Source organism: Georgenia sp. AZ-5, from assembly GCF_043952095.1.
Classification (GTDB): domain Bacteria; phylum Actinomycetota; class Actinomycetes; order Actinomycetales; family Actinomycetaceae; genus Georgenia.
This window is the reverse complement of sequence record NZ_JBINOU010000001.1, coordinates 1,771,022-1,784,224: the sequence shown is the minus strand read 5'-3', so window position 1 is coordinate 1,784,224 and position 13,203 is coordinate 1,771,022. Positions and strand designations below refer to the sequence as shown.

The window sequence follows — 13,203 nt, the reverse complement described above, 5'->3', positions numbered from 1 at the left end:
CTAGACCAGGCCGAGGTGACGTCTGAGCACGTCGGGCGGCGTGTCGCAGCCTACCCGGCCCCGTCGGCGCCCGATAGGGCGCGGAGCAGGCGCCTGCGAGAAGCCCGTCAGTCGCTCGTGCGCCGAGCCCGCCAGACGCGTCGACCGTGCCCGTCAGGCGCCGGCCGCGACCACGCCCGCGAAGCGTCCGGTCGGGGCCCCGCCGGCACGGCGGTAGGAGTAGAACCTCTCGTCCTCGGCCGCGCACACGGCGACGTGGTGCACCCGCCGCACGCCCGCGGCCGCGAGCCGCGCGAGCACCCCCGCGGGCAGGTCCAGCGACGGCGTCCCCCACGACGTCGTCGCCGCCGTGCCGGGCACCACGGCGTCGACCTCGTCGCGCAGCGCCGCCGGTACCTCGTAGCAGCGCCCGCAGATGCTCGGTCCCACGGCGGCGTACAGCTCCGCGGCGGGCGCGCCGCGCTCCGCCATGACGGCCAGCGCGGCCTCCAGGACGCCGCGCACCAGCCCCTGCCGCCCCACGTGCACGGCGGCGACGACGGCGCCGCGCGGGTCCGCGAGCAGGACCGGCACGCAGTCGGCGACCAGCACGCCGACGCCGGGGGCCGCACCGGAGCCGGTGGCCGCGCCGGGCACGGCGACCAGCGCGTCGCACTCCCCTGTCGCGTCCGTCGCCCGGTCCACGACGCGGACGGCGTTGCCGTGGACCTGGTCCATCCAGGCCACCGGCGCGCCGAGGGCGGCGTCCACCCGCCGGCGGTTCTCCCGGACGGCCGCGCGCTCGTCCCCCACGTGCAGCGCCAGGTCCAGCCCGCCGGTCCCGCCGGGCCCCGCGTAGGGCCCCGCGGAGACGCCCCCGGCGCGCGTGGTGAACCCACCACGCGCGCCGGGGCCGAGCTCGGCCGGCAGGAGCCCCACGGCGGGTACGCCCGCGCCTGCCGTCACTTCAGGAAGTCGGGGATGTCCAGGTCCTCGTCGCGGCGCGAGCGCGGGGGCTCCTCGTCGAAGATGCGGGGAACCTCGAAGGCGCGCTGGCGCTGCTCGCCGTCCTCGTCGATGAAGGCCGGCACCTGGTTCCCGGCCGGGGCCAGGACCGGCTCGGCCACCGGGGCCGGCGGGGCCGGGGTGGCGGGCGCCCGGTGCGCCGGCTCGGCGGCCTCGGGGGACGGCACGCTCGGCACGACCGGGGCGGGCACCGTGGGCGGCGCTGTCACCTGCGGGCGGGCGCCGAGCTTCGCGGTGGAGCCGGATGGGCCGCTGCCCTCGTCGAAGCCCGCGGCGATGACGGTCACGCGGACCTCGTCGCCCAGGGCGTCGTCGATCACCGCACCGAAGATGATGTTCGCCTCGGGGTGCGCGGCCTCCTGGACCAGGCGCGCCGCCTCGTGGATCTCGAACAGGCCCAGGTCGGAGCCGCCCTGGATCGACAGCAGCACGCCGTGGGCGCCGTCGATGCTCGCCTCGAGAAGCGGGGAGGAGATCGCCAGCTCGGACGCCTGAACGGCGCGGTCCTCGCCGCGGGCGGAGCCGATGCCCATGAGGGCGCTGCCCGCGCCCTGCATGACGGACTTGACGTCGGCGAAGTCGAGGTTGATCAGCCCCGGGGTGGTGATGAGGTCGGTGATGCCCTGGACACCGGAGACGAGCACCTGGTCGGCGGACTTGAAGGCGTCGAGCACCGAGACGTTGCGGTCGCTGATCGACAGCAGCCGGTCGTTGGGGACGATGATGAGGGTGTCGACCTCGGCGCGCAGCGCCTCGATCCCGGACTCGGCCTGGACGCCACGCCGCCGGCCCTCGAAGGTGAACGGCCGGGTCACCACGCCGATGGTCAGGGCGCTGAGCGACCGGGCGATGCGGGCCACCACCGGGGCGCCGCCGGTGCCCGTGCCGCCGCCCTCGCCGGCGGTCACGAAGACCATGTCGGCCCCGCGCAGGACCTCCTCGATCTCCTCGGCGTGGTCCTCGGCGGCCTTCTTCCCCACCTCCGGGTCCGCGCCGGCGCCGAGGCCGCGCGTCAGCTCACGGCCGACGTCGAGCTTGACGTCCGCGTCGGACATGAGGAGGGCCTGGGCGTCGGTGTTGACGGCGATGAACTCCACGCCCTTGAGACCGACCTCGATCATCCGGTTGACGGCGTTCACGCCGCCACCGCCGATGCCCACCACCTTGATCACTGCCAGGTAGTTCTGCGGTGCCGCCACGTCGGTCCCTCTCGTCGTCATCCTCGCCCAACCCTAAACCTTTACCTGAGGGTTAGACTTATGTCATATTGCTCCCGTACAGGGACGCTAGGTCCCGCGACGGGGCGGGGCAATCACCGCGCCAGGTGTGTCGCAGGTGAATCGCTGTGTCGGTTCTCGCACACGCCGCGCGCCGGTCATGCGGTGGTCGGCGAGCGGGGCACGGTCACGTCGTAGACGCCCGCCGGCTGCTGCCGCAGCACCCGCAGCACCTCGGTCTTGAGCTCGTTGTCCTTGGCGCTCCCCCACCGCACCGTGGCGCCGTCCGCCAGCGTGAAGGTGACGTGCGCCGGGCCGCTGGCGCCCGCCTGCGCCACCTGCCCGAGCAGGTCCTCCGGCAGCGCGCCGAGCACGGTGAGGACGGCCTCCAGCGCCGGCCCGGTCTCCTCGCTCGCCCCGAGCGGCACGGTGACCTCGGGCAGTCCCTCGGGCACCTCGGGGACGGTCATGACCTGCACGCCCTCGCCGTCGAGGAGCGCCCAGCCGCCGTCGGCCGGGGCGGCGGCGACCGGCACCCGGGCGACGATGTCGACGCTGAGGCCGTTCGGCCACGCCCGCGACACCTGCGCCTCCTTGACGGCGGCGAGGCCCGAGACCTGCTCGGCGAGCCCGGCGGTGCTCACCCGCAGCAGCGGGGTGCCCACGGCCGGCTCGACCAGCGTGCGCACCGCCGCCTCGTCCACCGTGGTGCCCTCGACGCGGACGTCGATCCCGTCCGCCTCGAGCGCCAGCCAGGGGGAGGCGAGCAGCACCCACGCGAGGAAGCCCAGCACCGCCACCACGCCCGCCGCGACGGCGACGCGGACGAGGACGAGCCGGCGTGCGGCGGCGTCGCGCTCGGCCATGCGCGCGGTCAGCCCCGTGCTGACGCTGGAGCGTCCGCGGCGCGTGGCGGTCCGGATCGGGCCCGCGTCGACGCGCCGGGCGGCCTCCCCCGCTGCTCCGCCGCCCGGGCGCGTCACGGCGCCGGAGCGGGTCGCCACCGTGCCCGCGGACGTGGTGACGCCGGTCTCCTGCCCTGCCGCGCTCGTGCCGGAAGGCGCGTTGCCGGCGGGCTTCCTGCCGGCCGCGCTCGTGGCGACGCGCGTGGAGCTTGCGGGCTTCCCGCCCGAGGCGGAGGCGTTCCTCCCCGGGCCGTCGGCGGGCCGGGCCCCGGCGGCCGGCTCCGCGCCCCTGGCGGGCTGGCGCCCGCCGGTGTCGCCCTGGCCGGGCCGGGCCCGACCCCGGGCCGGGCCCTGCCCGCGCGGCGGCCGCGGCGGCGCGGCGGCAGCCCGCTCGGCCGGCTGCCCGGCCGCGGGGCGGCGGGGCGGGCGGGGTGCCGCGGGCGGTCTCATCCGCGGCCCTCGAGGTCGGCGAGGATCACCGGGCCCAGCTCCGTGACGTCGCCCGCGCCCACGGTCAGCACCAGGTCGCCGGGCCTTGCCGCGGCCGCGACCTCGTGGGCAGCCTCGCGGCGGTCCGCGACGTACCGCGCCCGGGCGCCCGCGCCCTGGCGGCCCATCGCGTCGGTGATGAGAGACCCGTCCACGCCCGGCACCGGGTCCTCACGGGCGGCGTAGACGTCCGTGACGACGACCTCGTCGGCCAGCGCCAGCGCCCGGGCGAACGCCTCGGCGAAGTTCTGGGTGCGTGAGTACAGGTGCGGCTGGAAGAGCGTGAGCACCCGGCCCTCCCCCGCCGCCAGCCGCGCGGTGCGCAGCGTGGCCGCGATCTCGGTCGGGTGGTGCGCGTAGTCGTCGACCACCCGCACCCCGGCCGCGGCACCCTTGTCCTCGAACCGCCGACCGGTGCCGGTGAACGCGGCCAGGGCCCGGGCCATCGCCTCCGGCCCCACCCCGAGCTCCACGCCGGCGCACCAGGCGGCGGTGGCGTTCAGGAGCATGTGGGCCCCGCCGACCGAGACCGCCAGCGGCACGTCCCCGCCCGCCCCGCCGCGCAGCACCGCCCGTGAGCCGCCCGGGACCAGCTCGGTGCCCGTCACCCGCACGTGCGCGGCGCCGGGCGCCCCGCCCTGGCCCGTGCCGTACGTGATCACCCGGGTGCCGCGCCCCGCGGCGTGCTCGGCCAGGGCCAGCGCGCCCGGGTCGTCCGCGCAGGCGACGAGCAGCCCGCCCGGCACGAGCCGGCCGGTGAAGTCCTCGAAGGCCCGGCGGAACGCGGCCTCGGAGCCGTAGTGGTCCAGGTGGTCCGGCTCGATGTTGGTCACCACGGCCACCCTGGGCGCGTAGTTCAGGAACGACCCGTCGGACTCGTCGGCCTCCGCGACGAAGGCCCGTCCCTCGCCCAGGTGGGCGCCGGTGCCCAGGGCCAGCACCGTGCCGCCGATGGCGTAGGACGGGTCCTGGCCGGCCTCCCGCAGGGCGACGGCGAGCATCGCCGACGTGGACGTCTTGCCGTGCGCGCCCGCCACCGCGACGAAGTCCCGTCCCTGCGCGGCCAGGGCCAGCGCCTCGGAGCGGTGCAGCACGCGCAGGCCGCGGGCCCGCGCCGCGGCGAGCTCGGGGTTGGTCTCGCGCACGGCCGTCGAGACCACCACCGACGCGCCGTCCGGCACGTGCGCGGCGTCGTGGCCGACGAAGGTGCGCACGCCCAGGCCGCGCAGCCGCCGCAGCGCCGGGGAGTCGCGCTGGTCGGAGCCGGAGACCTCGTGCCCGCGGGCGGCGAGCAGCTCGGCGACGGCCGACATGCCGGCCCCGCCGACGCCCACCAGGTGAAAGCGCTCAGTCACGCCGCGCCCCCGTCGCGGCCGCCTCGGCGACCAGCTCGGCGAGGTGCGCGGCGCCGTCGCGGGGGCCCGCCCCGGCCGCCGCCGCACCCATGCGGGCGAGCGCGCCGCCGTCGGCCAGCAGCGCGGTGACGCGGGAGCGCACCCACGCGCCGTCCAGGTCGGCGTCGTCGACGAGCACGCCGCCGCCGGCGGCGACGACGTCCGCCGCGTTGAGCCGCTGCTCGCCGTTGCCCACGGGCAGCGGGACGTAGACGGCCGGCAGGCCCAGCGCGGCGAGCTCGCTGACGGTGCCCGCTCCGGAGCGGCACAGGACCAGGTCGGCGCAGGCGTAGGCGAGCTCCATCGCGCTGAGGTAGTCGCGCACGTGGTAGCGGCTCGCGACGTCGGGCTCCCCTTCGGCCGCGGCGGCGACGGCGGCGCGCACGGGCGCGTCCTTGCCGCGCCCGGTCAGGTGGAGCACCTGGGCGCCGGTCGCCACCAGCTCGGCGGCGGCCGCGGGCACGGCCTCGTTGAGCCGCTGGGCGCCGAGGGAGCCGCCGGTGACCAGCAGGGTGCGGCGCCGCGGGTCGAGGCCGAGCTCGGCGGCGGCGCGGGCGCGGCGGGAGGCGGCGCCCTCCGCCGTCGCGCGGTCCGTGACGAGCGCGGCGACGGCGGCGCGCAGCGGCAGCCCGGTGACCTCGGTCCGCCCGCGTGGGGCGCGCAGCGGGGTGGACGGGAAGGTCAGGGCGACCGTGGCGGCCCACCGGGCGCCGAGCCGGTTGGCCAGGCCGGGGCGGGCGTTCTGCTCGTGGATCACCACGGGGACCCCCAGCCGCCTTGCGGCGAGGTAGGCGGGCGTGGCGACGTAGCCGCCGAACCCCACCACGACCTGGGCGCCGGAGGAGGTGATCGCCTCGGCGGCGGCGCGGACGGCGCCGAGGAGGTTGCCGGGCAGGCGCAGCAGCTCCGGGGAGGGGCGGCGCGGCAGGGCGGCGCGGGGCACGATCCGCAGCGGGTAGCCGGCCTCGGGCACGAGGGTGTGCTCGAGCCCGGCCGCGGTGCCCAGCACGGTCACGTCGGCGCCGCCGGGCCGTGCGACCAGCGCGGCAGCCGTCGCCAGCAGCGGGTTGACGTGGCCGGCGGACCCGCCGCCGGCCAGCAGCACGCCCAGGTCAGCCACGGCGCCCCACCCCCACGACGGCGAGCGAGCGGCGCACCACGCCGCGCCGGGAGGCCAGGGCCTTCGCGGCGCCCGGCTCGCTGCGGGCGAAGGCGAGGACGACGCCGATGGCGATGAGCGTGGAGATCATCGCCGAGCCGCCGGCGGAGACCAGCGGCAGCGGCACGCCGATGACGGGCAGCACGCCGATGACCACGCCGATGTTGACCAGCGCCTGGCTGAGGATCCACGTCGCGATGGCGGCGGTGGTGATCTGCGCGAAGGGGTCGCGGTGGCGCCGCACCACCCGGAACATCCCCACGGCGAGCACCGCGAACAGCAGCAGCACCAGCAGGGTGCCGAGCAGCCCCAGCTCCTCGCCGAGGATCGCGAAGATGAAGTCGTTGTGGGCCTCGGGCAGGTAGGACCACTTCTCCCGGGAGGCGCCCAGCCCGACGCCGGAGACGCCGCCGGTGCCCAGGCCCCACAGCCCGTGCATGGTCTGGAAGCCGGCACCGGAGGGGTCCGCCTCGGTCAGGCCGAGGAAGGACAGCACGCGGGTCATGCGGCTGGGGGACGACGCGACGAGGAAGGCGACGGCGCCCAGGCCCACGACGCCGGCCGCGCCGAACCACCGCAGCGGCAGCCCGGCGACGAAGTACGCCCCGGCCACCAGGGCCGCCAGGATGATGACGGTGCCCATGTCGTGCCCGCCGAGGACGAGCAGGATCGCCGCGCCGGCGCCGACGCCGCCGGGGAGCACGACGTGCTTCCAGTCCGCCAGCAGCCGGCCCTTGCGGGCCAGGACGAGACCGAGCCACAGCGCCAGCCCCAGCTTGAGGAACTCCGAGGGCTGGACCGTCTGGCCGATGCCGGGCACGTAGATCCAGTTGACGTTGCCGCCCTGGCCTCGGGCGAGCGGGGTGAAGATCAGCAGCTGCAGGCCGATGGTCCCGACGAAGGTCGGCCACGCCAGGCGCCGGTACCACTCGACCGGGACCCGCGAGGCCGCCAGGCCGAGCGGCAGGCCCACCAGGACGAACTTCAGCTGGCCGAAGAACTCGGCGTAGGGGTTGCCGTCGTTGTCGCGGATCGACTCGATGGTCGAGGCCGACAGGATCATGACCACGCCGATGGCGAGCAGCAGCAGGGCCGACCCGCCCACCAGGAAGTAGCTCAGCGCCGCCGGCTCGCGCCGCTCGGCGGCCGCGGCGCGGGCGGCACCCGCGCCCCCGGCCTGGCGCGAGCCCAGCCGGGCCCCCCGGGCCGGCCGTGCGCCGCCGCGCGCACCCCCGCGGGGGCCGCGAACGCCGTCGAGCGTGGTCATCTGCCGCTTCTCCCAAGCTCGCGTGCCGCGCGGGCGAACGCCTCGCCCCTGGCGGCGTAGCTGCGGAACTGGTCCATCGACGCGCACGCAGGGGCCAGCAGCACGGTGTCGCCGGGTCGGGCGAGCCGGGCTGCCTCCGCGACGGCCGTCGGCATGACCCGATCATCGTCGGCGTCGACCTCGATCACGGGGACGTCGGCCGCGTGTCGCGCCAGCGCCGAGCGCAGCGGCTCCCGGTCCTTGCCGATGAGGACGGCCGCGCGCAGGTGCTCCCGCTGCGCGGCGACGAGGTCGTCGAACCGGGCGCCCTTGGCCAGGCCGCCGGCGATCCAGACGCACGTGCCCGCGGGCACGGCCCGCAGTGACGCGGCCGCGGCGTGGGCGTTGGTGGCCTTGGAGTCGTCGACGTAGGCCACGCCGTCCACCCGGGCCACGAGCTCGATGCGGTGCTCGCCGGCGGGGAAGGCGCGCAGGCCCTCGCGCACCTGCGCGGGGGCGACGCCGTGGGCGCGGGCCAGCGCGGCCGCGGCGAGCGCGTTGGCGACGACGTGGCCGGGGACCTCCCCGCCGGCGGGGGCGAGGTGGGCCAGGTCCTCCAGGGTCCCCAGCTCCAGCGCGGTGCGCTGCCGGTCGGGGCCGAAGGCTCGGTCGACGAGGAACTCCTCGACCAGGCCCAGCTGGCCGACGGCGGGCGTGGCGGTGGTGAAGCCGACGGCGCGGGCGCCCTCGACGACCTCGGCCTCCTCGACCATGCGGCGGGTCTGCGGGTCGGCCTCGTTGTAGACGCAGGCGACCTGGGTGCGCTCGTACACCCGTGCCTTGTCGGCCCGGTACCGCTCGTAGGAGCCGTGCCAGTCGATGTGGTCGGGCGCGACGTTGAGGCAGGCGCTGGCCTGCGGGGAGACCGTGCGGGTGGAGTGCAGCTGGAAGCTGGACAGCTCCACCGCGAGCACCTCGGGCGCGTCGGCGCCACGGCGGGTGGTGGCCGTGACGATCGGGGCGCCGACGTTGCCGACGGCCACCGCCCGCTCCCCCGCCGCGGTGAGGATGGAGGCGAGCATGCCGACCGTGGTGGTCTTGCCGTTGGTGCCGGTGAGCGTCAGCCAGGGCGCCCGGGTGCCGTCGGGGCGGGCCGCCTGCAGCCGCCAGGCGAGCTCCACCTCGCTCCACGTCGCGACGCCGGCCGCCGCGGCCCGGGTGTGCAGCGGGGAGACCGCCGGGATCCCCGGCGAGACGACGACGACGTCCGGCCGCCACCCGAGCACCTCCTCGGCGAGCCTCTCCGGGTCGGACGCGGCCCGCAGGTGCGTGGCGGCCGGGGCGGCGCCGGCGTCGCGGACGGCGTCCAGCGCGGCCTCGGCGGCGTCGAAGCCGGCGAGGGTCGCGCCGGTGCCGCCGAGCGCCTCGAGCGCGGCCCGGCCCGAGGTGCCCAGGCCGACGACCGCGACGCGGGCGCCGGCGAGATCGGTGGTGTCGGGCCGGCTCATAGCTGGGAGACCCACTCGGCGTAGAAGAGGCCGACGCCGCCGGCGACGAACAGCGCGGCGATGATCCAGAAGCGCACGACGATCGTCACCTCGCCCCACCCCTTCAGCTCGAAGTGGTGGTGCAGGGGGGCCATGCGGAACACCCGTCTGCCGGTCATCTTGAAGAAGCCGATCTGGATCACGTCGCTCATGACGATGATGACGAACAGGCCGCCGATGATCGCGGCGAGGACCTCGGTGCGGGTCAGGATCGACAGCCCGGCCAGCGCGCCGCCGAGGGCGAGCGAGCCGGTGTCACCCATGAAGATCCGCGCCGGGGAGGTGTTCCACCACAGGAAGCCGAAGCAGGCGCCGACGATGGCGGCGGTGACGATCGCCAGGTCGCGGGGATCGCGGACCTCGTAGCACGCCGCCAGGCCCTGGTCCGGGCCGGCGAGGTACTGGCAGGACTGGTTGGACTGCCAGATGGTGATCACCGTGTAGGCGCCGAAGACGAGCACCGACGCGCCGGTGGCCAGGCCGTCGAGCCCGTCGGTGAGGTTCACGGCGTTCGACCACGCGGTGATGAGGAAGTTCGCCCACAGCACGAACAGCACGAGGCCCAGCCCGGCACCGGCCCAGGCGAGGTCGATGCCGGTGTCCCGGATGAAGGAGATCTCGGTGGAGGCCGGGGTGCGGTGGTTCTCGTTGGGGAACTGCAGGGCCAGCACGGCCCAGGAGATCCCGATGAGCGCCTGCCCGACGATCTTGCTCCTGGGGTTGAGTCCGAGGGAGCGCTCCCTGGAGATCTTGATGTAGTCGTCCAGGAAGCCGATCAGGCCCAGGCCCACCATGAGGTAGAGCAGCAGCAGGCCCGAGGCGTTGGGCATGCGGCCGGTGGCGACGTTGGCGATCGCGTAGCCGAGCACCGTCGCGGCGATGATCACCACCCCGCCCATGGTGGGCGTGCCGCGCTTGGTGAAGTGCGCGGTGGGGCCGTCCTCGCGGATGAACTGGCCGTAGTTCTTCTTCACCAGCAGACGGATGAACAGCGGGGTGCCGAGCAGTGCGAGCACGAGCGCGACGGCGCCCGCGATGAGGACCGCCATCATGAGGGCATCACCCGGCCCCAGGTCTCGACCGGCGCGCCCGGTGCGGCGGCCGCGTCGCCCTGTGCGGCGGGCGCGGGCTCCGTCGCGGTGGGCGCGGACTGCCCCGGACCCGCCGGCGCGACCACGGTCGCGGCCTCGGCGACGAGGGAGTCGGCCAGGCGCCAGATGCCCGAGCCGTTCGAGCCCTTGAGCAGCACCACGTCACCGGGCCGCAGCGACTCGGCCAGGTAGGCGCGGGCGGCGTCGACGTCGGCGACCTCGACGACCTGCGCCCGCCGGGGCGGCGGGGCGCCGGCGGCGGCTCTCCCGGCGGGCGTCTCGGTCCCGGCGGCGGCGCGCGCGCCGGCGGCCAGCGGGGCGGCGCCCCGCCCGACCGTCACCAGCAGGTCGACGCCGGCGCCCACGGCATCCGCGCCCACCGCGGTGTGCTCGGCGGCGGAGTCCGCGCCGAGCTCGAGCATCTCGCCCAGGACGGCGACGCGGCGTCGCGCCGCGGAGCCGGCCGGGCCGGCCTCGCTGAGCGTGGCCAGCGCGCGCAGCCCGGCGCGCATGGAGTCGGGGTTGGCGTTGTAGGAGTCGTCGATGAGGCGGACGTCGCCCAGGTCTCGCACGTCCATCCGGTGCGGGCTGGCCGCGCCGGCGGTGGCGAGGGCGGCCGCGACGTCCTCGAGGGCGAGCCCCAGGTCCAGCGCCACGGCGGCGGCGGCCAGCGCGTTGCCGACGTGGTGCTCCCCCACCAGGGCCAGCCGCACCGGGGCGCTGCCGGCGGGCGCGGTGAGGGTGAAGGCGGCCCGGCCGGCGTCGTCGAGCGTCACGTCCGTGGCGCGCACGTCCGCGCCGGCGGAGCGGCCGAACGTCAGCACGCGGGCCGGGGCGAGGGCGGCCATGGGGGCCACGCGGGGGTCGTCGGCGTTGAGCACCGCGGTCCCGGTGGGCAGCAGGCCGGCCACGAGCTCCGACTTGGCGCGGGCGACGTTCTCGATGCCGCCGAACTCCCCGAGGTGGGCGCGGCCCACGGCCAGCACGACGGCCACGTCCGGCGGCGCCACGGAGGTGAGGTACTCGAGGTTGCCCACGCGGTCGGCGCCCATCTCCAGCACCAGCGTCCGGGTGGTCTCGCGGGCGCGCAGCACGGTGAGGGGCAGGCCGATCTCGTTGTTGAACGACCCGGGGGGGGCGATCCGCTCCCCGAGCGGCTCGAGCAGCCGGGCCAGCAGGTCCTTGGTGGTGGTCTTGCCGAAAGAGCCGGTCACGGCGACGACGCGCAGCGGGTCGCCCTCCGGCCGGCGGCGGCGCAGCTCGGCGAGGACGTGGCGGGCCAGCGCACCCAGGGCCGCCGCGACGTCTTCGACGACGACGAGCCGGCCGGGGTCGGCGCCGGCGGCGAGCACCGGCCCGGGGTGGGAGACCAGCGCCCCGGCGGCGCCGGCCGCCAGCGCGGCGGCGACGAAGTCGTGCCCGTCCACGCGCTCGCCCACGAAGGCGGCGAAGAGGTCGCCCGGGGCGGCGGCGCGCGAGTCGGCGACGACCTCGCCGGTGACGACGGCGGCGTGGGGCGTACCCGCGAGGCGCCCGCCGGTGACGGCGGCGACCTCCGCGAGGTTCATGGTGATCATCGAGCGTGTCCTCCGGTGCGCAGCTCAAGGGCGGCGCGCACCTCGTCGCGGTCGTCCAGGTGGTGGGCCACGCCGGCGATCTCCTGCACGGTCTCGTGACCACGGCCGGCCACGAGGACGGTGTCGTCCTCGCCGGCCTCGAGTACCACCGTACGGATGGCCTCCTCTCGGCGCCCAATCTCCCGCACGGTGGAACCGGTCACAGCGCGGGCGCCGGTCAGCACCTCCTCGCGGATCTGCGCGGGCGGCTCGTCGTGCGGGTCGTCGTCGGTGACGACGACGACGTCCGCGGCCTCGGCGGCCAGGCGGCCCATGACGGGGCGCTTGGTGCGGTCCCGCTCGCCGGCGGCGCCGAACAGCACCCACAGGCGGCCGGTGGTGGAAGGTCGCAGCGCGGCGAGGGCCTGGGCGAGGGCGTCGGCGTTGTGCGCGAAGTCGACGATCACGCGGGGGCGCGTGGAGAGCTGCTCCATCCGGCCGGGGACCGCGGGGCTCAGCCCGCCCGCGGCGCGCAGCGCCCGGTCGAGGTCGGCGACGTCGACGCCGGACGCCAGCACCATGGCCGCGGCCAGCGCCGCGTTGGCGAGGTTGAACGCCCCCGGCAGCGCGGTGGCGGTGCGCAGCGCGCGCCCGTCGCGGTGCGTGAGGGTGAAGGCCGTGCCGGCGGCGCCGACCTCGACGTCACCCACGCGCCAGTCGGCGTCGGCGGCGGCGCCCACCGCCACGGTGACGACGCGGTCGGCGCCCCCGGCGGCGCGGGTCTGCTCCGCGAGCCGCCGGCCCCACTCGTCGTCGACGAGCACCACCGCGCGGCGGGACCGGGCGGGGGTGAAGAGGGAGGCCTTGGCCTGGAAGTAGTCCTCGAGCGTGCCGTGGAAGTCCAGGTGGTCCTGGGTGAGGTTGGTGAACCCGGCGACGTCGTACACCAGGGAGTCCACCCGGCCCAGCGCGAGGGCGTGGGAGGAGACCTCCATGACGAGGTCGTCCACGCGCGCCTCGACCATCGCCGCGAGCAGCGCCTGGAGGTCGGCGGGCTGCGGGGTGGTCAGCGTCGCGGGCACCGCCCGGTCGGCCACGCGCACCTCGACGGTGCCGACCAGGCCGGTCCTGCGGCCGAGGGCGCGCAGCGCGTGGTCGACCATGAACGCGACCGTGGTCTTCCCGTTGGTGCCGGTCACGGCGAAGGTGCCGAGCGCCCGTCCGGGGTGGCCGTACAGCTCCGCGGCGAGCTCGCCGAGCACGGCGGGCACGTCGGGGGCCCGGAGCACCGGCACCCCCAGCTCCCGGCCGGCGAGCAGCTCGGCGCCGGCGGGGTCGGTGAGCACCGCCGTCGCCCCGGCCGCCACGGCGGCGGGCGCGAAGCGGGCGCCGTGCACGTGCCCGCCGGTGTGGGCGGCGAACAGCTCGCCGGGGGCGAGGCGCCGGTTGTCCGCGCTGACGCCGCGCACGGTGACGTCCTGCCAGCCGGGGCCCTGACCGGCCGGGTCGAGGCCGAAGGTGGTGGCGAGGTCGCCCAGGCGGTGGGCGGGCGGGTCGGTGGGGCGCAGGGCGTCGGGCTGGTCTGTCACTGCTC

Annotated in this window: 10 protein-coding genes; all 10 read right to left on the bottom strand. The window is 76.9% G+C overall.

Features of this window, described 5'->3' with window-relative positions; genetic code table 11:
- Window positions 1-153: 153 nt before the first annotated feature.
- The 10 genes from ACF0H8_RS08450 to ACF0H8_RS08405 all read right to left on the bottom strand — a co-directional run bounded on the left by ACF0H8_RS08450 (window position 154) and on the right by ACF0H8_RS08405 (window position 13,198).
- The gene (locus ACF0H8_RS08450; RefSeq protein ID WP_395288502.1) at window positions 154-945 is read right to left on the bottom strand and encodes a polyphenol oxidase family protein; all 792 of its coding nucleotides are present in this window, start codon (window positions 943-945) and stop codon (window positions 154-156) included.
- Window positions 942-2,204: a cell division protein FtsZ gene (gene ftsZ / locus ACF0H8_RS08445; protein ID WP_395290843.1), complete on the bottom strand. Its 1,263-nt coding sequence runs from the start codon at window positions 2,202-2,204 to the stop codon at window positions 942-944. The genes ACF0H8_RS08450 and ftsZ overlap by 4 nt, the downstream gene beginning before the upstream one ends.
- Window positions 2,205-2,380: 176 nt before the next feature.
- Window positions 2,381-3,226, bottom strand: coding sequence for a cell division protein FtsQ/DivIB (locus ACF0H8_RS08440; protein ID WP_395288501.1), 846 nt, complete (start codon window positions 3,224-3,226; stop codon window positions 2,381-2,383).
- A gap of 347 nt (window positions 3,227-3,573) precedes the next feature.
- Complete coding sequence (gene murC, locus ACF0H8_RS08435; protein WP_395288500.1) at window positions 3,574-4,971, bottom strand: UDP-N-acetylmuramate--L-alanine ligase; 1,398 nt, start codon at window positions 4,969-4,971, stop codon at window positions 3,574-3,576.
- Complete coding sequence (locus ACF0H8_RS08430) at window positions 4,964-6,130, bottom strand: UDP-N-acetylglucosamine--N-acetylmuramyl-(pentapeptide) pyrophosphoryl-undecaprenol N-acetylglucosamine transferase (protein WP_395288499.1); 1,167 nt, start codon at window positions 6,128-6,130, stop codon at window positions 4,964-4,966. Before ACF0H8_RS08430 ends, murC begins: the two co-directional genes overlap by 8 nt.
- Entirely contained in the window at window positions 6,123-7,436 is a 1,314-nt protein-coding gene (locus ACF0H8_RS08425) for a putative peptidoglycan glycosyltransferase FtsW (RefSeq protein WP_395288498.1), read from the bottom strand. Before ACF0H8_RS08425 ends, ACF0H8_RS08430 begins: the two co-directional genes overlap by 8 nt.
- Window positions 7,433-8,923 carry a UDP-N-acetylmuramoyl-L-alanine--D-glutamate ligase gene (gene murD, locus ACF0H8_RS08420; protein WP_395288497.1) on the bottom strand — a complete coding sequence of 497 codons (1,491 nt, stop codon included), beginning with the start codon at window positions 8,921-8,923 and terminating at the stop codon, window positions 7,433-7,435. Before murD ends, ACF0H8_RS08425 begins: the two co-directional genes overlap by 4 nt.
- A complete protein-coding gene (gene mraY, locus ACF0H8_RS08415; protein ID WP_395288496.1) occupies window positions 8,920-10,014 on the bottom strand; it encodes a phospho-N-acetylmuramoyl-pentapeptide-transferase in 1,095 nt (364 codons plus the stop codon). The genes murD and mraY overlap by 4 nt, the downstream gene beginning before the upstream one ends.
- Window positions 10,011-11,630: a UDP-N-acetylmuramoyl-tripeptide--D-alanyl-D-alanine ligase gene (gene murF / locus ACF0H8_RS08410; protein ID WP_395288495.1), complete on the bottom strand. Its 1,620-nt coding sequence runs from the start codon at window positions 11,628-11,630 to the stop codon at window positions 10,011-10,013. Before murF ends, mraY begins: the two co-directional genes overlap by 4 nt.
- Window positions 11,627-13,198 (bottom strand): UDP-N-acetylmuramoyl-L-alanyl-D-glutamate--2,6-diaminopimelate ligase, encoded by a 1,572-nt coding sequence (locus ACF0H8_RS08405; protein ID WP_395288494.1) that lies wholly within the window; start codon window positions 13,196-13,198, stop codon window positions 11,627-11,629. Before ACF0H8_RS08405 ends, murF begins: the two co-directional genes overlap by 4 nt.
- Window positions 13,199-13,203 lie beyond the last annotated feature (5 nt).

Coding starts and splice junctions, on each gene's coding strand:
- ACF0H8_RS08425 (WP_395288498.1), bottom strand. CDS start 7,436: ATGACCACGCTCGACGGCGTTCGCGGCCCCCGCGGGGGTGCGCGCGGC.
- murD (WP_395288497.1), bottom strand. CDS start 8,923: ATGAGCCGGCCCGACACCACCGATCTCGCCGGCGCCCGCGTCGCGGTC.
- mraY (WP_395288496.1), bottom strand. CDS start 10,014: ATGATGGCGGTCCTCATCGCGGGCGCCGTCGCGCTCGTGCTCGCACTG.
- murF (WP_395288495.1), bottom strand. CDS start 11,630: ATGATCACCATGAACCTCGCGGAGGTCGCCGCCGTCACCGGCGGGCGC.